Source organism: Candidatus Avelusimicrobium caledoniensis (genome assembly GCF_902756455.1).
Classification (GTDB): Bacteria; Elusimicrobiota; Elusimicrobia; order Elusimicrobiales; family Elusimicrobiaceae; genus Avelusimicrobium; species Avelusimicrobium caledoniense.
Genome location: NZ_CACVRB010000014.1, coordinates 1 through 19,363, shown reverse-complemented (window position 1 = coordinate 19,363; position 19,363 = coordinate 1). Strand labels below are relative to the sequence as shown.

General features: G+C 46.5%; 19 protein-coding genes. 11 read left to right on the top strand and 8 right to left on the bottom strand.

The annotated features are described in order from the left end of the window. The first annotated feature begins 26 nt into the window (after positions 1–26). Genes ACQY2W_RS04110 through ACQY2W_RS04090 form a run of 5 tightly spaced genes read left to right on the top strand, consistent with a single transcriptional unit; the run spans position 27 to position 3,766 of the window. Positions 27–944, top strand: a complete 918-nt coding sequence (locus ACQY2W_RS04110; protein WP_428049653.1) for a phosphate acyltransferase — start codon at positions 27–29, stop codon at positions 942–944. 39 nt (positions 945–983) lie between these two features. Beyond that, positions 984–2,249, top strand: coding sequence for a peptidoglycan DD-metalloendopeptidase family protein (locus ACQY2W_RS04105; RefSeq protein ID WP_428049651.1), 1,266 nt, complete (start codon positions 984–986; stop codon positions 2,247–2,249). After that, the gene (locus ACQY2W_RS04100) at positions 2,246–2,815 is read left to right on the top strand and encodes an ATP/GTP-binding protein (RefSeq protein ID WP_428049649.1); all 570 of its coding nucleotides are present in this window, start codon (positions 2,246–2,248) and stop codon (positions 2,813–2,815) included. Before ACQY2W_RS04105 ends, ACQY2W_RS04100 begins: the two co-directional genes overlap by 4 nt. 3 nt (positions 2,816–2,818) lie before the next feature. Then, a complete protein-coding gene (locus ACQY2W_RS04095; protein ID WP_428049647.1) occupies positions 2,819–3,382 on the top strand; it encodes an ATP/GTP-binding protein in 564 nt (187 codons plus the stop codon). A 12-nt stretch (positions 3,383–3,394) separates the two neighbouring features. After that, the gene (locus ACQY2W_RS04090) at positions 3,395–3,766 is read left to right on the top strand and encodes an SEC-C metal-binding domain-containing protein (RefSeq protein ID WP_428049645.1); all 372 of its coding nucleotides are present in this window, start codon (positions 3,395–3,397) and stop codon (positions 3,764–3,766) included. A gap of 72 nt (positions 3,767–3,838) precedes the next feature. Here ACQY2W_RS04090 and ACQY2W_RS04085 read toward each other — a convergent pair whose 3' ends face one another. Continuing rightward, entirely contained in the window at positions 3,839–4,498 is a 660-nt protein-coding gene (locus ACQY2W_RS04085) for a type IV pilin protein (RefSeq protein WP_428049643.1), read from the bottom strand. A gap of 124 nt (positions 4,499–4,622) precedes the next feature. Further along, positions 4,623–5,168: a type IV pilin protein gene (locus ACQY2W_RS04080; RefSeq protein WP_428049641.1), complete on the bottom strand. Its 546-nt coding sequence runs from the start codon at positions 5,166–5,168 to the stop codon at positions 4,623–4,625. A gap of 355 nt (positions 5,169–5,523) precedes the next feature. Between ACQY2W_RS04080 and ACQY2W_RS04075 the strand changes: the two genes are divergently transcribed. Continuing rightward, a complete protein-coding gene (locus ACQY2W_RS04075; protein WP_428049639.1) occupies positions 5,524–6,702 on the top strand; it encodes a hypothetical protein in 1,179 nt (392 codons plus the stop codon). 68 nt (positions 6,703–6,770) lie between these two features. On the opposite strand, the gene ACQY2W_RS04070 is transcribed toward ACQY2W_RS04075, so the two are convergent. Together ACQY2W_RS04070 and ACQY2W_RS04065 are read right to left on the bottom strand one after the other, a co-directional pair. Beyond that, the gene (locus tag ACQY2W_RS04070) at positions 6,771–8,033 is read right to left on the bottom strand and encodes a tetratricopeptide repeat protein (RefSeq protein WP_428049637.1); all 1,263 of its coding nucleotides are present in this window, start codon (positions 8,031–8,033) and stop codon (positions 6,771–6,773) included. A 4-nt stretch (positions 8,034–8,037) separates the two neighbouring features. Further along, positions 8,038–8,532 (bottom strand): YajQ family cyclic di-GMP-binding protein, encoded by a 495-nt coding sequence (locus ACQY2W_RS04065; RefSeq protein ID WP_428049635.1) that lies wholly within the window; start codon positions 8,530–8,532, stop codon positions 8,038–8,040. A gap of 128 nt (positions 8,533–8,660) precedes the next feature. Between ACQY2W_RS04065 and ACQY2W_RS04060 the strand changes: the two genes are divergently transcribed. Next, positions 8,661–9,956, top strand: coding sequence for an MFS transporter (locus tag ACQY2W_RS04060; RefSeq protein ID WP_428049633.1), 1,296 nt, complete (start codon positions 8,661–8,663; stop codon positions 9,954–9,956). Between the two features lie 88 nt (positions 9,957–10,044). On the opposite strand, the gene ACQY2W_RS04055 is transcribed toward ACQY2W_RS04060, so the two are convergent. The 3 genes from ACQY2W_RS04055 to ACQY2W_RS04045 all read right to left on the bottom strand — a co-directional run bounded on the left by ACQY2W_RS04055 (position 10,045) and on the right by ACQY2W_RS04045 (position 13,270). Beyond that, positions 10,045–10,599, bottom strand: coding sequence for a type IV pilin protein (locus ACQY2W_RS04055; protein ID WP_428049631.1), 555 nt, complete (start codon positions 10,597–10,599; stop codon positions 10,045–10,047). A gap of 710 nt (positions 10,600–11,309) precedes the next feature. Beyond that, complete coding sequence (gene ispE / locus ACQY2W_RS04050) at positions 11,310–12,215, bottom strand: 4-(cytidine 5'-diphospho)-2-C-methyl-D-erythritol kinase (RefSeq protein ID WP_428049629.1); 906 nt, start codon at positions 12,213–12,215, stop codon at positions 11,310–11,312. Next, entirely contained in the window at positions 12,212–13,270 is a 1,059-nt protein-coding gene (locus ACQY2W_RS04045) for a toxin-antitoxin system YwqK family antitoxin (protein WP_428049627.1), read from the bottom strand. The genes ispE and ACQY2W_RS04045 overlap by 4 nt, the downstream gene beginning before the upstream one ends. 122 nt (positions 13,271–13,392) lie before the next feature. Here ACQY2W_RS04045 and trxA point away from each other — a divergent pair, with 122 nt between their 5' ends. The 4 genes from trxA to rho all read left to right on the top strand — a co-directional run bounded on the left by trxA (position 13,393) and on the right by rho (position 18,400). Beyond that, positions 13,393–13,716, top strand: coding sequence for a thioredoxin (gene trxA / locus ACQY2W_RS04040; RefSeq protein ID WP_428049625.1), 324 nt, complete (start codon positions 13,393–13,395; stop codon positions 13,714–13,716). 64 nt (positions 13,717–13,780) lie between these two features. Then, on the top strand, positions 13,781–16,366 hold the full coding sequence (gene polA / locus ACQY2W_RS04035) for a DNA polymerase I (RefSeq protein ID WP_428049623.1): 2,586 nt from the start codon (positions 13,781–13,783) through the stop codon (positions 16,364–16,366). Continuing rightward, positions 16,363–16,944 (top strand): dephospho-CoA kinase, encoded by a 582-nt coding sequence (gene coaE / locus ACQY2W_RS04030; RefSeq protein ID WP_428049621.1) that lies wholly within the window; start codon positions 16,363–16,365, stop codon positions 16,942–16,944. Before polA ends, coaE begins: the two co-directional genes overlap by 4 nt. A 199-nt stretch (positions 16,945–17,143) precedes the next feature. Beyond that, complete coding sequence (rho, locus tag ACQY2W_RS04025) at positions 17,144–18,400, top strand: transcription termination factor Rho (protein WP_428049906.1); 1,257 nt, start codon at positions 17,144–17,146, stop codon at positions 18,398–18,400. Positions 18,401–18,459: 59 nt separating this feature from the next. On the opposite strand, the gene ACQY2W_RS04020 is transcribed toward rho, so the two are convergent. Then, the gene (locus tag ACQY2W_RS04020; RefSeq protein ID WP_428049619.1) at positions 18,460–19,113 is read right to left on the bottom strand and encodes a type IV pilin protein; all 654 of its coding nucleotides are present in this window, start codon (positions 19,111–19,113) and stop codon (positions 18,460–18,462) included. Positions 19,114–19,363: the final 250 nt, after the last annotated feature.

Below are 19,363 nucleotides of genomic sequence, written 5' to 3'. Positions count from 1 at the left end.
ATTTTAATTAAGTAAGGAGAATTACCATGAAATTCAATAGTTTTGCCGATTTGATTAACCAAGTAAAAGGTAAATCAAACCGTGTCGTTGTACCCGGGGCCAATAACCGCGAAGCCCTTGAAGCTATCAAAATGGCTGATGAGAACGGACTTATTTCCCACGGTATTTTAATCGGGCCGATTAACGCCGTAAAAGAAATGGTTAAAGCCGTAGGCCTAAACGAAAGCAAGTTTGAATTTATTGATTGCGAAGACGTCCCCACCATGTGCAAATTGGCTGTGGACCAAATTTTAGCCGGCAAGGGCGACTTTTTAATTAAAGGGCTTGTAGATACCAAATACTACATGAAAGCTATTTTAAATAAAGAAGCCCACCTCGTGCCGGAAGGGGCTTTACTGTCCCACTTTGTGCTTTTTAGCACGCCCAAATACAAAAAACCGTTTGCCGTAACCGACTCTGCGGTGGTGATCGCGCCGACATTGGAGCAAAAAGTAAAAATCGTGCAAAATGCCGCCAACACCATGCACAAATTAGGTGTAGAAAACCCGAAAATCGCTTGCGTGTGCCCGGTGGAAAAAGTGAACGAAAAAATCCCCAGCACGGTAGAAGCCGCCGCCTTGGCACAAATGAACGCCGAAGGTAAAATCACGGGTTGCACGGTAGAAGGCCCGTACGATTTGTATATCTCTCTTTCCGCTGAAAAAGCCGCTGAGAAAGGTATTAAAGATAAAAAAGTACCCGGCGACGTGGATGTTTTAATGCTGCCGGACTTGGACGCGGCTAACCCGCTCTATAAAGCACTTGCTTTCTTTGGCGAACAAATGGAAGCGGCGGCCGTACTCGTCGGTCCGAAAATTCCGGTCATTTTGCCCTCCCGCGCCGATGACCCGAAAGTCAAGCTTAACGCCATTGCGCTTTGCTCTTTCTTAAAAGATCAAAAATAAAAAAACGGGGGCGGCTTAGCCGCCCCTTTCTTGCGGTTCATGAAAAAGAATATAGTGTCTTTGTTATCGGCCCGTTACAGCCGCTACCACGATCTTGTGTTTTACGTGTTGGCGTTAGCGGTCATTTTGCTTTGTGCCGTATTTGCCGTACATATCACGCGCCATAAAAACGCGCTAGAGCGTGAACATTTGCAAACCCGCGATATCCCGCAACAAGAATTTACCGTGGGCGAAAAACCCATTTATGTGGCTTTGCAGGAAGCCGGGCTGTCTAACCAACAAATTGCCCAAGTAGTGGGCAAATTAAATAGCGTAGTAGATACGCGTAAATTGCAAAAAGGCGACACGTATTCGCTTTCTGTGGAAAACGACCAACTGGTCATGCTACTTTTAACGCAAGGATTCAAACGCTATTTTGTGGCCAATGTAGAGGGCGCGTTAGTGGCGGGCGTGAGCGATTTGGAAGTTAAAACCCGCATTAAAACCGCCGCGGGCGAGGTGAAAGGGTCGCTGTTTAACTCTATGCTCGCGCAAGGGTTAGAGGTGCCGCTTATTTTAGATTTTACAGATGCTTTCTCGTGGACGATTGACTTTAATACCGATACCCGCAACGGCGACACGTACGCCGCCTTGTGGGAAGAAAATTATACTTCCACCGGCGAGATTACCAGCCAAGACCTGTTGGCCGCTTATTATACGGGGGCGGAAAGCAAAACCACTACCTACGCGTTTTATTTTGAGGACGATTTTTACGATGAGACCGGAAAAGTCAGCAAGAAAATGTTCTTAAAATCACCCATTAGTTTTCGCAATTACCGCATTTCTTCGCGTTTTTCCTACGGGCGCGTGCACCCTATTTTAAAAATACGCCGCCCGCATTTGGGTATTGATTATGCGGCCCCTGTCGGCACGCCCGTGCAGGCGGTGGCCGACGGTACGGTCAAATTTACCGGGTGGAAAGGCGGCTTTGGCAATTTCTTGGAAATCAAACACGCCAACGGATACACCACTATGTACGGACACCTTAAAAGTTTTGGCAAAGGGGTTAGAGCCGGGGCGAAAGTGAAACAGGGCCAGACGGTAGGATATATCGGCAGTACGGGTTTATCCACCGGGCCGCATTTAGATTTCCGCGTCAAAGAGGGTAGTAAATTTGTAGATTTTTTGAAGATGAAAAACCGCAACTCGGCCGTGCGAGATGTGCCGGCTGAAAAAAGACAAGAATTTGAAGAGTTAAAAGTGTTATACTTAAAGGAATTGAAAGCGGCGGGTTCCCAATCGCCCGCGGCACAGGAGACCCTATGAAACGTAAAAAAATAGCACTTACCGGCGGACCTAACAGCGGGAAAACGACGGCGTTATCTGTGTTAAAAGAAACGTTCGGCCCGCAAGTAGAACTGGTGCGCGAAGCGGCTACCCTCGTGTTTAGCGGCGGGTTTCCGCGTACGGACAACAGCATTGCGCACATTGAAGCCGCACAAAAAATTATCTTTTTTACCACGAAACAATTAGAAAGTTTGGCGGAAAAATCGTCCGACGCTCCCCTGATTGTGTGCGACCGCGGCACGGTGGATGCCGCCGTGTATTGGCCGGGGGGAATAGATGATTTTTTTAAGCAGATGAACACGTCGCTAGAAGAAGAACTTTCCCGCTACGACGCGGTATTGCACTTGTCCCCGCCGAAAAATCCGGCTTTCTACCAGTCTACCCACGTGCGCACGGAAAGCTTGGACCAAGCGTTTGAAATTGACCGTAAAATTTTAAGCATTTGGGAAAAACACCCCCGGCGCAAAATTATCGGCGGTACGGAACACTTTTTGGAAAAGGCGGAAGCTATTAAAAATTTTGTAGAAGAAATTATAAAAGGATAACTTATGAAAAAAATCGTTTTAACCGGCGGCCCCAGCGGCGGAAAAACTACGGCTCTTTCTATTTTGAAAGAGACGTTTGGTAACAAAATTGCACTCGTGCAAGAAGCAGCCACGCTTGTGTATAGCGGTGGTTTCCCACGTAAAGACAATAGCCCGATTCACATTGAACACGCGCAAAACATTATTTTCTATACCGTGCACCAGTTAGAAGAATTGGCTGAGCGCACGTCAGATGCCAAAATAATGGTGTGCGACCGCGGCTCTATTGATGGGGCGGTCTATTGGCCGCACGGCCCGGAAGATTTCTTTAAGGCGATGCACTCGTCTTTGGAAGCGGAACTAGCACGCTATGACGCGGTGATTCACTTGTCCCCGCCGCCGGAAAAAGATTTTTATCAGGCCACCAATGTCCGTACGGAAAATTTGCAACAGGCCTTTGAAATTGATGATAAAATTTTAAAGATTTGGGAAAAACACCCCAACCGTTTGGTCATTCCGCGCGAGAAACATTACTTTGAAAAAGCGGAAATTATCAAAAATTTTGTAGAAAATTTAATTGCTCAGTAAAAAGGAGTTACTATGATTTGGAATCCGTTTAAGAAAAAAGGCGGTGCGTCCGGCACGCCGAATAAAAAGGAAACTATTGAGGAGCGTATTGAACGCGAAATTGATGCGCTCCCGGCGATGTTTAAAGGTAAGTTAAAGGACCCGGAAGTCAAAAAGCGCTTTATTGATATTGCCAAACGCATGGAACAAGACGGCGTAGATTTTAAAAGTATCCGCCAAATGAAAAAATGGATGAAGGAACACGAAGAAGAACTGCGCCAAGAGGGAGCCAATATCCCCAAGGTGGAAACGGTTGTGCACGAGGGGCCGCGTATCGGCCGCAACGATCCGTGTCCGTGTGGCAGCGGCAAAAAATACAAAAAATGCTGCGGCGCCGGGAAATAAACCGTCCGTCTATTTAAATAACAGCCCCCGCAAAATTTGCGGGGGCTGTTTTGCAAAGAACAATTTATAGGTTTAATTTTGATATTTCCACCACTTACTTGTTTCGCCCCAGCTTTTTTTATGGGGATCCCCTGTTTCGGCTGCACAAATTTGGCTGTTGATATTATCTTCTTGTGAAGCAATACAGGCGGCAACTCCGCTTTCAAAAACATTACCGTCGTTGCCGTTGCTCCAGTGGCTGTGTGCAAAATTTTTTAAATATCCTAAATAATTATACCCATTTTTATGTACGAAACATTGGACGTTTTTCCTTCCGTTTTCAAAGTTGACTAGCATGCAAACTCCCCACGCGGCCGATAGGGTGGCGGTGCCTGCTTCGGAGCTTATTATTCTATTATTAGCAATTTCAATATCCAGTTCATCAAAATCGGTTGTGTATGTTCCATTAGCCATGTAATAAATTTCTTCGGCATCGGCCAAACTTTTTGCTAATGTTTTGGCTTGGGCGAAACGTGCCTTCCATACGGCTTTTTGGTATTGCGGGAGCGCGACCGCGGCCAAAATGCCGATGATAAGTACAACGACTAATAATTCAATAAGCGTAAATGCGTTATAATTAAAAAAGACGTCATCCTGAACTGACTTAAGGATCTCACCTTGTTGTCGTTTTAGAAAGCGGTGAGATTCCAAATCAAGTTTGGAATGACATTTATTTTTATTTGTATTTTTCATGTTGTTTGCTCCTTATATTTTTTCCGTCCCTTTATTATCGTTTTTTTTTTTGATTTGTCAAGGACTTTTTTCGCAAACAAAAAACTCCCCCGTCTCTACGGGGGAGTTTTTTTGAAAGAAAAAATCAGTTTGCATATTTCCAATAATCTGTATTTAACCCAAAACTATTTTTTGAAGTGCTTTGTGTATCAGCCATGCAAATCTGGCTGGCTATGTTGTCATCTTTTTGAGCTATACATAAAATAGCGTCGTCCATGACAATGTTACCGTTTGACCATTTGCTGTGTGTAAAATTGTGTACATATCCTAAGTATTCTGTATTTGTATTTTTCTTTATAAAACATTGGATGTCACTACGACCGCTAGCCCATGCTATTAAGGAGCATTTTCCCCACTTAAACGCAAGCGTGTAAGTCCCTTCCTCTCCGAGGGTCCTGCTTACAGTTGCCAGATCCACAGCTAACTCATCTATATCGGCAGTATATTTCCCGTTGGCCAAATAATATGCTTCTTCGGCTTGTGCGATAGTTTTGGCTATTGTTTTGGCCTGAGTAAACCGGCTTTTCCATACGGCTTTTTGGTATTGTGGCAATGCTACCGCCGCGAGTATGCCGATGATTAAAACTACCACCAACAATTCTATTAGTGTAAATGCTTGTGTGTTTTTCATATTGTTTGCTCCTTGCTGTTTTTTTCCGTCCCTTTATTATCGTTTTTTTTTTTGATTTGTCAACCCCCTTGCCGGGGGCAGGCATAAGGCCTTGAACCTCTGTTTGCATACGATGTTATCTTTCGCAAAAGGGACTTCGTGTTATTCTGCAACGCGTGCTCGCCGGGGCCCTGCGGGCCGCCAAAGGCCTCAAACCTCCGTTTGTTTGTGATGTTATGTTCTATAAGGGGAACTTCGTGTGTGTTTGCGACATTTGCCGACTCTTTTTGCGTGGGCCTTTATAGCACGTAAAAACAGGTCCAAAGGCCCATGCTTTTTTACGTAGGGGTTTGATACAATTTTTAAAGAGGTTGCCATGGCACGTATCCGTTTACATACATTGATCAAAATTTTACTCCCGCTTATTTGGGTGGGGTTAGTCACGCTAACGGTTTTTGCGCAACCGTTTCCCAAACGACTCAAACTGCCTAAAAATTTTTCCCATGCCGCTCCGGCTGATTTATCGGCCCAACTTGCCCGGCGGGTTAACGAAACATACAGACGGGCCATGCAGAAACAAAATCACTATGAACTGGGTTTGGTATGGACGGCTCCCAGCCGCAGATACCAAAGGCAAGCTATGGTCGTGGGGGCAGACGGTTCCATGCACATGATAAGAAGTTCGGGGCTTGCGCTAGCCGACTTTTTGCCAACGGACGTGTACCCGCATGCTTCGTTTTTGAAAAAAGAAAATTTACCGGATTATTTTTTGGCTAAGCATAATTTGGAGATACGCAAATGGTTGCCCATTTTAGATAGGCAAGAGAAAGAATTTGCTCGCAGAATCAATGAATTTTACGCCGTGAAAGAGACATTGGCACACCCGGCCGAACAAGATATGGCGTGGTTAGCCGGACAAATAACCGACCAACATCGTTATTTACTTGTAGGAGAAGAACACGAACAACCTTGTGTGCAACGCGAGGTAGTTAAACTAATGGGGGAGTTAGGCAAGTCCGGCCGGAAAGTATTACTGTTTACCGAATTTTTATATGAAAGGGAACCGTGGAAAAGTTGCCAAATAACCAAACATCTGTCGCAATACCTGCCCGTATGGCAGGCCGCGCAACAGGCCGGTATAGAGGTGGTTGGCTTAGAGCCGGAATTTGTGATGGGTATTAACAATACACACTTTGTATTTCCGCATAACTTGTCTGGCGAAATTGCCAAATTCCCTACCGATATTTGGACCTCTGTGGAAGGAGTCCGCATTCGTAACGCGCATTGGCTTAATACATTAAACCGTTACCGGGAACTTTATCCGCAGGCATTATTTATCATTTATGCGGGTGGCGGACATTTGGAATATGGAGGGCCTTATTCGCTGGGAGATGTTTTTGCCGGGCCGCAGACGTTGGTGGTAAACATAAACCGTAAAAGTAAAAATTGGGCCTTTGGCGATTTGCCGGACCGTATCCTTAAATTTAACGACGCGGAACTATCCCGTTTAGTCGGGTTTGATATTTCTTTTGAATTGTCCCCTACGGACGAATAGATCCCGTTTTGATTTTGCATTTAAAAACCCCCGCTTTAAAAAGCGGGGGTTTTGCAAATTTATTTCGCTTATTTTGTATTTTGCAAGCGGGTTAATTTGCCTTGTGCACTGGAGGCATATTTGCTGGTAGGGAATTGCAAAATCAGCTTTTTATATACTTCTTGTGCTTTGGCTAATTTGCCTTGCTTGGTGTACGAATCGCCGATTTCGCACATCCGTTGGGCTGTTTTCGGATCGTTAGGGGCGAGTAATACCGCTTTTTCCAACGATTGGACATATTTTGTTTCGTCTTTTAGTTTTTTATGTGCGATTTTGGCAGCTTCGGCCAACGCATCGGCGGCTTGTTCTTTGGAAATGTTGGACAGTTCTGCCGCGCGGTGTAACACGTTATAGGCGTTTTCGTGTTGGTTGGTTTTGGTATATACATCAGCTTTGCCGCGGTATGCTTCGTACACGGCAGAAGAATCGCCTAAGAGTTCAATGGCTTTGTCGTAATTGATAAGGGCGCTGTCGTATTGTTTGTTGTTTTCATCTAAAATAGCCATGTGTTTATACACAATGCCTGTTTCGGACGAGTTCGGGTACAAGCGCAACACCGTGGTATAAGCTTCCGTAGCGGCGGCGGTGTTTTTGAGGTTATCGGCGTAAATGTCGCCAATTAAACGCAAGCTGGCCGCTTTATAGGGCGAGTTCGGATAGAGCGCATCGGCTTTTTTATACTGCGCAATCGCCGCCAGATAGTTTTTGTTGCCGCGGTGCAAATCGCCGTACCAAAGTTCTACTTCGTTGTTTCTTTCGTAGAACGGGTGGCGTACAAAGAAATTTTCAAACGCTTGCGCGGCGGCCGGATAAAATTCGTCCCCGGACAGTTTGGATAATGCATAAAGCATTTCGGCCTCTTTCTGTTCCACAAACGCAGCCTTTTCGGTCGGACCTTGCGCAAAGAGCTGGGTGGCGCTGTCTTGTAGTTTGTAGTCAATAACGTTAATGTTTTCGCCCCAAATAGAAGTCAGTTGCGTGCGGTCGGTTTGCGGGAACATATAGCGTAGCTTAAATAAGGTAACCAACGCTTGTCCGTTCCGGCCTGCCTGCGTAAACAAGCGGGCTTGCCACAATAATACTTCGGGGGTGGAAGCGTGTTTTTCGTTTTGTTGCAACCACGTTTGAAGTCCGTCTGCTAGCGCGACGGCATAGGCGCGTGTGGCGCGGGAATTTTGCGTGGGGAAGGAAGTAAGTTCCTGTTTGTAAAAGTTCAGCGCGTCTTGTGCATTGGTTGCCCAAGCGCACAGGCCAAACGTGCTGATAAGTAGCGTAAGTGTTAGTTTTTTCATAAGTTTACCTGTAATTTGTAAATTGGAGTTCTACGCCAAAATCTTGGCCGCGAAGTAACGCCATGGTATTTTGGAGTTCATCTTTTGATTTGGACGATACACGCAACTGGTCGCCCTGAATAGACGCGCTGACTTTGAGTTTAGCGTCTTTAATGGCTTTGGAAATCTGCTTGGCTTTTTCCGCCGGAATGCCTTGCTGTATTTTGACGGTTTGTTTAGCATTGCCGCCTAAGGCAGATTCAATTTTTTGCGGGAGCATGTTTTTAAGCGGGATGCCGCGTTTGGCAATACGCGTGAAAATAATATCGCGCAAAGTGTTTACTTTGAACTCATCACTGGAGGCGAGTTTTAATTCGTTGTCTTTTTGGTTGAGCTCAATGGAAGACGACGTGCCTTTAAAATCGTAGCGGTTGGCAATTTCTTTATTAGCGGCGCTGACGGCTTCGCTAATGACGTTTAGGTCCACTTTGGACACAATGTCAAAGCTGTAATCGGCCATAATTTTCTCCTTTTCGGCGCGGGGCCGGGTAAATTTCCTATATTATAGCTTTTTTTGTACAATAGTTTTAACGGTATGCCGGACGTAGGCGTGCCGGAAAAACTCGTGTTGTGCGTGTAAGGAGAGCTATGTATATTAAAACTCGTTTGACGGTGATGAATTTCCTCCAGTTCGCCGTATGGGGAGCTTATTTGACGTCTATGGGGACGTTTCTGTTTGGCGTGGGACTGGCTGAGCATATCGGTTGGTTTTATGCGGTACAGGGGATCGTCTCTTTGTTTATGCCGGCGGTAATCGGTATTATTGCCGACCGTTGGGTGTCCGCCCAAAAGATGTTGGCCTTGTGTCACTTTTTGGCGGCGGTGTTTATGGCCGGGGCGGCGTATTACGGCTCCCAACAGACAATTTGTTTTTGCAGTTTGTTCACGTGCTACACGTTAAGTGTGGCGTTTTATATGCCTACGCTCGCGCTTTCCAACTCGGTGGCTTATACGGCACTGCGCCAACAAGGGTTAGATACGGTTAAAGTGTTCCCGCCGATCCGTGTGTTCGGCACGGTGGGTTTTATCTGCGCGATGCTCACCACGAACTTTGCCCATTTTCAAGGCAGTTATACACAATGGTATTTTTCTGCGGTGCTGGGCGTAATCTTGGCGGGCTATTGTTTGACGCTCCCGAACTGCCCGGTGTCGCAAGGCGAAAGCAAAACGCTGGCCGACGCTTTGGGCTTAAAAGCGTTTGCGTTATTTAAGCAAAAGAAAATGGCGATTTTCTTTATATTTTCCATGTTGCTAGGTATGTCGTTGCAAGTAACTAACGGTTTTGCGGGTCCGTTTATCACCGGGTTTAACTCGTTAGACGGTTTTACCGGCTCGTGGGGGGCCAACAACGCTAACGCCTTGATTTCGTTGTCGCAAATGTCGGAAACGCTTTGTATTTTGCTGATTCCGTTTTTCTTAAAACGCTACGGTATTAAAAAAGTAATGCTGATTAGTATGCTTGCGTGGGTGCTTCGCTTTGGGTTTTTGGGGCTTGGCAACCCGTCTACGGCACTGGGCATTGTGCTACTCGTGGCGTCTATGATTGTGTACGGGGTGGCGTTTGATTTTTTCAATATTTCCGGCTCGCTGTTTGTGGACCAGGAAACCGACCCGTCTATCCGCTCCAGCGCGCAAGGAGTATTTATTTTGATGACAAACGGTTTCGGTGCGACGATTGGCTCGTTACTGGCGCAGAAAGTGATTAACGCGTTGGTTAATTCTCACTTAAACCCGGCCTTGATGGTAGACGGCGTTTATCCGCCGGCTCTTTCGCAAACGATTATGCAAGGGTGGAGCCACGCGTGGTTTGTGTTTGCGGGGTTTGCGCTCGTGGTGGCGATACTGTTTACCGTTTGCTTTAAATACGAGCACAAAGCCGCGTAATCATCTTATTGGCGCAAATAACAACGGCACAAACATTATGTTTGTGCCGTTGTTGCTTGCTACCGATAAACAAATTTTACAGAAGAAATTAGTAAGGTAAATTATAGTAACGACCATATGTTCCCACGGTTGTTAAAGATCCTTGCATAATTTTTTCGCAAAAAGATCCCGGCGGCAAAGAAGTGTCAAAGAGAAAATTAGCGGAACTTATTCTTTCTATACACACTATTTTTTGTGAAGCGGTTTCGGTTGGATTTTGAAACGCTATGTAAAATCCGGCTCCTTTATATTTACCGGTTATACGGGCAATGTGCAACGAAATATATCCCTCCCAGTGTTCCAGTTGTAATGACCAGTCGTTATTGGACCGGGTATCCTTTACGGAGTCTCCCGGAATAAATTGCGTGTTTCCTGTCAGAGGAATATCTATCGCAAGTTCATCAAAAGAGGTCGCCCACTCCCCGCTGGCTAAATGATGGGCTTCCATCGCTTGGCCAACACTTTTAAGTAGCGTGAGGGCCTGTGTGGCACGTGATTTTTCTACTACTTTTTGATATTGCGGCAGAGCTACCGCCGCCAAAATGCCAATGATGAGGACCACGACTAAGAGTTCAATGAGGGTAAATGCTTTGTTACTTTTCATGTTGTTTGCTCCTTGTTTTTTTACTGACTCTTTATTATCGTTTTTTTTTTTGATTTGTCAACCAAAATTTGGTGCCCCGACGAAAATAGACCATTGTTTGCCGGAGCAAAAATGAGCAGAAATGAAAGTAATAAATAGATTTGTTTTATAAATAAACTAGGACTCGCCTTCCGGTAAAACTCCTGACGGAGTTTTCCTGCAGGCCGGGCTCGCGGTACTCGCCTTTGCCTGACGGCAAAACTCGTACATCGCTGCGAGCTGGGGTGGGCAAGACGTTCTTTTTGCCTTTGCGCCGCTGGACTTTTTAGGGTAACGCGTAGTTTATTTTGTGCGTGCCTAGTGAAAAGGACGCGGCCCGCAGGGTTTAGCCGTTTTTGCTATCCGGCGTTGTTAAAAAAGCTCGTCTATGATTACATAGACTTCACTTTTTTGCCTAGCCGTCTTACACAAAAACGGCTAAACGCAATAGAGCAAACAGAACGCCTTGCCCACCCGGAGTCCTAGACGAAGGCCACGCAGGTGGCCTTCTTCCGCAAAAAATTAACCCCCGCTTTCGCGGGGGTTTAATTTTTTCCGGACTAGGACTCGAACCTAGAATGACTGGACCAAAACCAGTAGTGATACCATTTCACCATCCGGAAGTGAAACTGTTGGTGTGAATTTCACCTACAACTATTATACCACCTTTCGGGCGGGTGTGTAAAGCCCTTTTATTTCTGTCCGGCGGTAGAGGGAATATAAAACGGCGTGCAAAATACCGTGCGTTCGTGGCTGCAAACTTGCCGGGCCAAAGATTCCGCCTCGTCGGCTGTTTCGGTCAACGCAAATACCGTAGATCCCGAGCCGGACATCAACACCGCCTTTGCTCCGGCCTTTTTCAAATCGGTCAAGGCCTGTTGCACCGGACGGGAAACAGACGCCACATTCTCTTCCAAGCGGTTAAATAAAAAATCTTTCCAATCAGTGAGCGGACGTGCTTGTTCCACACAATGAATCAGTTGGGTTAGCCGCGCGACATTTTTGTCCATTTCTGTTTTTGAAGGCAATACAAAATTACCAAAGACCATTTTGGTAGAAATAAATGCGTTGGGATAAATAAGCACCAGCCACGGTAACCGGCCACAAGTAGATACGGGCGTTAAAATTTCGCCGATACCTTCGCCTTTTAAAAACGGCTCTTCGTACATAAATAAAGGCACGTCGGCTCCCAGCGTGGCGGCCAATGGCAGTAATTCGGTTTTGTTTTTTTGAAAGGCATCACATAAAGCCAGTAGTGTGCCCGCGGCATCGGATGAGCCGCCGCCTAGTCCCGCGCCTGTCGGCACGCGTTTGTGTAGGTGCATTTCTACGCGGGCGCTTAATTTAAAATGTTCCAAAAAACCGCGTGCCGCCCGGCACACTAAATTCGTTTCATCGGCCCGTAACCGTTTGCCCACCGGGCCGCTAAGTGTAAGCGAAAGGGATGTTTCTGGGGCGGGTTCAATAGTTAGAGTTAGTTCGTCGCCCAGTTTGATTTTGGCAAATAAGGTGGCTAGTTCGTGGTAGCCGTTGGAGCGTTTGCCGGTTACTTCCAAAAATAGATTTACTTTAGCGGGGCAGAACCGCGTGACTCTCATAACTTTTTCCGCTCCGTATTATGCACCAAGGAGCCCCAGTGATATTCTTCGCTGGTCAGTAGAGATCCTTCTTCGTTATACATATTGCGGTGGCCTTCTAACAGGCCGTCTGCGTAAAACTCTTCCAAATATACTTTCCCGTTGGGGAAGAAGCACAACCGTTCCCCGTCTAAACGGCCGCTTGTGTAATTTTCCCGGTACCACAGTTTGCCGTCCACAAAAAACATTTCGCGTTTGCCGCTGAGTTTACCGTCGCTGTAATTTTCTTCACGTTCTTTGTTTCCGTTAGAATAATAGCACACCCGCGGACCGCTCAAATGACCGTTTTTGTAAAATTCGCGGCAACGCAACGTGCCGTTTTGTTGGGTAAGTGTCCGTTCGCCGTTTAAGCGGGAATTTTTATAACTGCATTTAGTGGTCCATGTGCCGCGTTGGGTAAATGTAAAATAGACCGCGTCTCCTTGCAGAAAACCGTTTTCGTAGTTTTCGTGTACGATTTCTTGGCCGGTGTCGGTATAGCGGATCAGCTCGCCGTTTAGTTTGTTGCTCTTATAATGGGCGATAGTAATGACTTGGTCTTTCTCATTAAATTCTTTTACTTCGCCGTCCGGAATGTTACCCAGTAATTCCAACGATATGCCGTTGGACGAAATAGTTTCTTCGGCCACTTCTTTACCGTTACAATAAAACGAGTGTGTGCCTTTGGAAGTTTTGAGGGTGGTGCCTTCGTGTTTGGGTGCGGCAACGGTGGTGGCAGGGGTGTTCTGTTGGATTTGTTTGAGCACACCGTTTTCATATTCTTCGCTGAATGATACCGTCCCGTCGGTTAAGTTACGCACTTCCAATTTGCCGTTTAGTTTGCCGTCTTTTAGGTGTTTAACCGTCAGCGAATTGACCGTAAACTCGCACACTTCTCCGTCAGGCAAAGTGCCAACGGTATTTACCACGTTTTGTTCCCGGTCTACAAATTCTTTGGCTACGGCCATGGCGCGGTAATAGGTGCGGTCCACCGGCGAAGTAATGCAAATAATCTTTTCTTTGGTGTTACTGGTCATACAATTCCCCTCTTGTTCCCATTGTAGCACATTTGAACGAATGAAAAAACTGCTTGACAAGCCCCTTTGCCACTTGATACTCTTATGAATAGAGAAACTTTATTAACTAGTAAGGGGGAAGTATGAGCGAAGTAATTATTACAGATGAAAATTTTGAAACGGAAGTCCTTAATGCCAAAGAACCGGTTATGGTAGATTTTTGGGCCACGTGGTGCGGCCCGTGCCGTATGTTAGCCCCGGTAGTGGAAGAATTGGCTAACGACTATGCCGGTAAGGTCAAAGTGTGCAAGTTGGATACCGATCAAGGACCTCAAACCAGTGCCAAATACCGCATTTCTTCCGTACCGACGATTTTGTTTTTCAAAGGCGGTCAGGTAGCTGCCCAAGCGGTTGGCTTACAATCTAAATCGGCCTTGCAAGAAAAACTGGACGCTTTGCTTGCGTGACATATAAGCCGTTGCGGGGGACGCCCCGCAACGGTTGTTTTCTTCCCGCCGAAATACACAAATCATGACAACTCTTTTTTCACCCCAATTTTTTTTAATAGACGCGCATAACTTCTTACACCGTAATTATCATGCGCTACCTAAACTGACGACTTCTGCCGGGCAGGAAGTCGGCGCGTTGTACGGGTTTGTGCGGTGGCTGCTTAAAATGCTTAAAGAACACCACCCGGCCTACGTGGCGGTTTGTTTTGATTCGCCCGGTGGTTGTGCGCGGCGCAAAGCCCTATTGCCCACGTATAAAGGAACACGTAAAAAACCCGATGACGCTTTGATTAGCCAACTTAATTTGGCGCGCGACTTGGTGGCCCGGCTGGGGCTTGCCGTCGTGGCCAAGCCGGGTATTGAAGCAGATGATTTAATGGCTTTTTTGGCCACACAAGCCGCTAAAGAACAAGTGTCCAGTGTGCTGGCTACCACGGATAAAGACGTCTACCAATTTTTAAATGATTTTATCCACTTATGGCCTGCGGGGGGAAAAGACGGGTTTAAAGGGCCGGAAGCTGCCAATGAAAAATTTGGCGTAAGCGTAGAGTTTTTACCGGACTATTTTGCTATTGTTGGCGATAGTGCGGACAACATCCCCGGTGTGCGCGGCGTGGGCCCCAAAAGTGCCGTAGAGCTGATAGAAAAATTCGGGCATTTATCCGATATTTTGCGCGCAGCCCATAACGACAATCCGGATATTAAACCGGCCCTTGCCAAAAAATTATTAGAGCACGAGGGCGAGGCGCTTTTATCTAAGCAGTTGGTTGTTTTTGACAATAATTTGGATATGCCTTTTGCGCTGGATGATTACCGCGTGCGTATGCCCCAACGGCAAGCGTTGGCGGATTTGTTTGCCCAGTACGAATTTAAAAACTTGTTAGATTTGCTAGAGCAACCGACCACCGTGCAAGCGCAACCTGTGGTGCAAGAAACGGCGGTTACCCAGCTGACTTTGGCACAGGCGTTGGAAAAAGCGCCTGCCGCCAAGCGTGTGTTTTTACACGCGCAGGAGGAACAACTGCTTTTGGGGCTGAGCCCGCAAGAATTTGCGTTGGTGCCGGTGGGGGAAATTCAACCGTGGGAGCAAGACGCACTGAAAAAATTAGTCCAAAACGACGCGGTGGAAAAATCGGGTTACGATTTAAAACTTACCTTGCGCGAATTGGATATCAACGTGCACGGTCAATTTATCAACTGTTTTGACGGGCGGCTGGCGCGGTATTTATTAAATCCGTCGGGAGATTTAAGTTTTTCCGGGGCGTGTGCCGATTATTTTTCTACCCGCATTAACGAAGAAGACCCGCAAGAACTTATGCGTGCGTACAACCGTTTTGGCTTTGCGTTGCAAGACGAACTAACCAAAAAACTCAAAGAAAGCAAACAGTATGAGTTGTTCCATACATTGGAATTGCCGTTGATGATGGTGCTATCTGACATGGAATTTACCGGACTTCGCATTGACCCGGGGTTTTTGCAAAGTTTCCAAGTAATTTTGGAAAAAGAATTGGAACAGCTGCAAAAATCTATTGATACGCGTGCGGGTTATACCGTTAATATCAACTCCACCAAACAGTTGGGAACGCTCCTGTTTGAACAAATGCAAATTCCACCCGTTAAGCGCACGAAAACCGGCTATTCTACCGACGAAGAAGTGCTGGTGCAACTCGCACAAACGTATCCGATTGCCCAAGAGATTTTAGACTATCGTTCCAATGCAAAATTAAAATCTGCCTATGTGGATAATTTGCTCTTAATGGCAGACGAAGAAAATAAAGTTCACTCGTATCTGGACCAGACCGGCACGGTAACGGGGCGTTTATCCAGTTCCAGCCCGAACTTGCAAAATATCCCCGTGCGTACGGAAAAAGGCCGCCAACTGCGCAAGGCCTTCTGTGCCGCGCCGGGAAACGTGATGCTCAGCGTGGACTATTCGCAAATTGACTTGCGCGTGCTAGCGCACGAAAGCCAAGACCCGGTGCTTATCCAAGCATTTTTAGACGGCGGAGATATCCACACGCAAACCGCCGCGCAAGTGTTTGGCGTCATGCCGCTACTGGTTACCCCCGAGATGCGCTCTAGTGCAAAAGCCATCAATTTTGGTATCATTTATGGGCAAGGTCCTATGGGGCTTTCCCAAGCGTTAGGCATTTCTATGCGGGAAGCCAAAGAATATATAGATAATTATTTTAAGAACTTCCGGGTAGTGCGGCAGTGGATTGATGAACATATCGCTCTAGCACGCCAAAACGGATATGTTAAAACGATGTTGGGGCATATACGTTATTTACCGGAGTTTAACATGGGCGTCGGATCTATGGCATCGTTTGCCCAACGTGCCGCTATCAATACGATTGTACAGGGCGGCTCGGCCGATATTATTAAAAAAGCGATGATTGATGTGTTTAACGCGTACCGTAATTCTCCCGTGCAAATGACCATGCAGGTACACGACGAACTTTTATTTGAAGTGCCGCAAGCGACGTTGTCGCAAACAGCGGCACATATTAAGAGTTTAATGGAAAATACCGTCAAATTGCGTGTGCCGTTATTGGCCGCCGCCAAAGCGGGTAAAAATTGGTACGAGTTGGACAAACTTTCGCTATGACAAAATTCCCCAAATATCTTGTTGGGCTTACGGGCAGTATCGCCAGCGGTAAAAGTACCGTATTAAGAGAGTTGACTCGGTTGGGCGCGTGTACGCTGAGTGCTGATGAGTTAGTGCGGGAGTTATACCGGACGGATCCGGTGCGCGTGCAGTTGGAAAAATGGGTTGGCTCATCCGAGCCAAAGCACGTAGCAGATGCGATTTTTAAATCGGATGCAGTCCGTAACAAAGTAGAAAATCTTTTACATCCGCGCGTGTGGCAACTGGCCCAAGAAAAACTGGCCCTTTGCCCAAAACCGTGGGCCGTTTTTGAAGTGCCGCTTTTATTTGAGGCCGGGTGGGAGCAAAAAATGGATCTGACCGTTTTGGTAACGGCAGATGAGAAAACATTGGCCAAGCGTTTGCAGGCGCGCGGAATTTCACCGGATGTTTATCAGTCCCGCCGCCAAACACAACTGAGCGAAACAGAAAAAATAGGCCGGGCCGATATTACTATTTTTAATGATACCACCCCGCAAGCGTTGCAAAAAAAAGCGGGTTACTTGTACAACGCACTTGAAAATTTGTACGTAAAATAAAGGAGTCAATATCATGGAAGAAACAACTTCTTCGGCCAAAGCCGAGAAAGCAACAAAAGAAGCAAAAACACAAACTACCGCCTCCGCTCCGACAAAAACCGAGCGGCCCGCCCGTCAAGGGACGAATCGCCCGTACCAACGGCCTACAAACAATTTGCGCCCGAACACGCCTCCGCGCCAACCCAACGGAGCTAAACCTATGGACGCGCGGGAACTTAATAAACTCAGCGTGCCGGAACTGACGAAATTGGCCGTCAATTACAACATTGACGACATTTCGGGCCTTCGCAAACAAGAGCTCATCGGCCGCATTGTAGCGGTGCAGGCCAAGCAAAACGGCTCTGTGTACGGTGGAGGCGTGTTGGAAATCCTGCCCGACGGATTTGGTTTTTTGCGCTCGGAAGAAAACAACTATTTAGCAGGCGGCGAAGATATTTACGTGTCGCCTTCGCAAATCAAACGTTTTGGACTACGCAAAGGGGATACGATAGAAGGTTTAATTCGTCCGCCTAAAGATAACGAGCGTTATTTTGCGATGTTGCAAGTACAAAAAGTAAACGGCGTTGACTCCGATAAAATCTACAACCGTCCGCTTTTTGAAAACTTGACACCGCTTCACCCCAACGAACGCTATACGTTGGAGCTGGATAAAAACTCACTGACCCAGCGTATCATTGATATCATTGCGCCGATTGGCAAAGGCCAACGCGCGCTGATTGTCGCTCCGCCCAAAAGCGGTAAGACGATGATTTTGCAGGCAATCGCGCACTCTATTGCGGAAAATTATAAAGATGCCGTTTTAATGGTGCTTTTAATTGACGAACGCCCCGAAGAAGTAACCGATATGAGCCGCAGTGTCAAAGGCGAAGTGGTGGCATCTACGTTTGACGAGCCGGCTGACCGTCACGTGCAAGTAGCGGAAATGGTCATTGAAAAAGCCAAGCGTTTAGCCGAACAGGGCAAAGATGTGGTGATTTTGCTAGACTCCTTAACCCGCTTGGCCCGCGCTTATAACACCGTTGCTCCGTCGTCCGGGCGCGTGCTCACAGGCGGTTTGGAAGCGACGTCTTTGCAAAAGCCCAAACGCTTTTTGGGTGCGGCGCGTAACATTGAAGAAGGCGGCTCGCTAACCATTATTGCTACGGCGATGATTGAAACGGGCAGCCGCATGGACGAAGTGATTTTTGAAGAGTTTAAAGGTACGGGCAACAGCGAGCTGTGCTTGGACCGCAAACTCTCCGAACGGCGCATTTTCCCGGCGGTGGATATCAACCGCAGTTCCACACGTAAAGAAAACTTGCTTTTAAGCGAGGACGAACTGAACAAAGTGTGGATCATGCGTAAAGTCTTGGCTCCGCTCGGCCCGGTGGACGCGATGACGATGGTGTTGGATAAATTGTCGTCTACCAAGTCTAATAAAGACTTCTTCAAACAAATGGAGTTAGGCACATTCTAACTTGTTGTTTGCAGACAAGTTTGTAAATGACACGCCCCGCTTTGTGCGGGGCGTGTTTTTCAATGTTGTAACGTGTAGTAGCGTATTGCCGCAGACTGTACCAGTGTTGCGTTGAGTACTTTTGTGCAATAATCGCCGGGACTAATTGTGCCTGCCAGTTCTATACATAACGGTTGATTTAAGGGTACTGCTGTATTTTGGTCATATTGGTAAAGGAAAACTAAACCTCCTTTATTAGCAAATTTCCCCGATAGTTTCCCTGCAATAATACCTTTGTTTCCGATGTCATTATCATTTAACATCTGAATAGACCAATTTCCATTAGACCGAGTATCTGTAATATAACTATCATTATTCCACCACCGGGAGTTACCTGTCCACGGAATCTCAACACTTAGTTCATCAAATGAAGTTGCATAATCTCCGTTAGCCAAACGGTATGCCTCTTGTGCGGCACCTATGGATGTTATAAGAGCCATTACTTGCGTGGCTTTAGATTTTTCCACGGCTTTTTGATACTGCGGGAGTGCCACCGCCGCCAAAATACCGATGATGAGAACGACTACTAAAAGTTCAATGAGGGTAAATGCGTTGTTATAACATAAGACGTCACCCTGAACTTGATTCAGGGTCTCACCTTGTTGTCGTTTTAGAAAGCGGTGAGATTCCAAATCAAGTTTGGAATGACATTTATTTTTATTTATGTTTTTCATATTGTTTGCTCCTTTGTTTTTTGCGTCCCTTTATTATCGTTTTTTTTTTTGATTTGTCAAGGCCCTTGCCGGGCCGGGCATAAGGCCTCAAACCTCTGTAAGCTGATGATGTTATCTTTTGCAAATAGGGACTTCGTGTTATTCTGTAATATTTTTGTTGTTTATCCGCCCCTTTAGCACCGTTTACAAAAAGCGCCAAATCGGAAAAGGAAATTTACATGTTTGAGCGGGTAGCGAGTTTGTAAATTTT

Bases quoted from the DNA above. Each gene is read 5' to 3' on its own strand.
- ACQY2W_RS04110 (WP_428049653.1), top strand. From the start codon at position 27: ATGAAATTCAATAGTTTTGCCGATTTGATTAACCAAGTAAAAGGTAAA.
- ACQY2W_RS04105 (WP_428049651.1), top strand. From the start codon at position 984: ATGAAAAAGAATATAGTGTCTTTGTTATCGGCCCGTTACAGCCGCTAC.
- ACQY2W_RS04100 (WP_428049649.1), top strand. From the start codon at position 2,246: ATGAAACGTAAAAAAATAGCACTTACCGGCGGACCTAACAGCGGGAAA.
- ACQY2W_RS04095 (WP_428049647.1), top strand. From the start codon at position 2,819: ATGAAAAAAATCGTTTTAACCGGCGGCCCCAGCGGCGGAAAAACTACG.
- ACQY2W_RS04090 (WP_428049645.1), top strand. From the start codon at position 3,395: ATGATTTGGAATCCGTTTAAGAAAAAAGGCGGTGCGTCCGGCACGCCG.
- ACQY2W_RS04085 (WP_428049643.1), bottom strand. From the start codon at position 4,498: ATGAAAAATACAAATAAAAATAAATGTCATTCCAAACTTGATTTGGAA.
- ACQY2W_RS04080 (WP_428049641.1), bottom strand. From the start codon at position 5,168: ATGAAAAACACACAAGCATTTACACTAATAGAATTGTTGGTGGTAGTT.
- ACQY2W_RS04075 (WP_428049639.1), top strand. From the start codon at position 5,524: ATGGCACGTATCCGTTTACATACATTGATCAAAATTTTACTCCCGCTT.
- ACQY2W_RS04070 (WP_428049637.1), bottom strand. From the start codon at position 8,033: ATGAAAAAACTAACACTTACGCTACTTATCAGCACGTTTGGCCTGTGC.
- ACQY2W_RS04065 (WP_428049635.1), bottom strand. From the start codon at position 8,532: ATGGCCGATTACAGCTTTGACATTGTGTCCAAAGTGGACCTAAACGTC.
- ACQY2W_RS04060 (WP_428049633.1), top strand. From the start codon at position 8,661: ATGTATATTAAAACTCGTTTGACGGTGATGAATTTCCTCCAGTTCGCC.
- ACQY2W_RS04055 (WP_428049631.1), bottom strand. From the start codon at position 10,599: ATGAAAAGTAACAAAGCATTTACCCTCATTGAACTCTTAGTCGTGGTC.
- ispE (WP_428049629.1), bottom strand. From the start codon at position 12,215: ATGAGAGTCACGCGGTTCTGCCCCGCTAAAGTAAATCTATTTTTGGAA.
- ACQY2W_RS04045 (WP_428049627.1), bottom strand. From the start codon at position 13,270: ATGACCAGTAACACCAAAGAAAAGATTATTTGCATTACTTCGCCGGTG.
- trxA (WP_428049625.1), top strand. From the start codon at position 13,393: ATGAGCGAAGTAATTATTACAGATGAAAATTTTGAAACGGAAGTCCTT.
- polA (WP_428049623.1), top strand. From the start codon at position 13,781: ATGACAACTCTTTTTTCACCCCAATTTTTTTTAATAGACGCGCATAAC.
- coaE (WP_428049621.1), top strand. From the start codon at position 16,363: ATGACAAAATTCCCCAAATATCTTGTTGGGCTTACGGGCAGTATCGCC.
- rho (WP_428049906.1), top strand. From the start codon at position 17,144: ATGGACGCGCGGGAACTTAATAAACTCAGCGTGCCGGAACTGACGAAA.
- ACQY2W_RS04020 (WP_428049619.1), bottom strand. From the start codon at position 19,113: ATGAAAAACATAAATAAAAATAAATGTCATTCCAAACTTGATTTGGAA.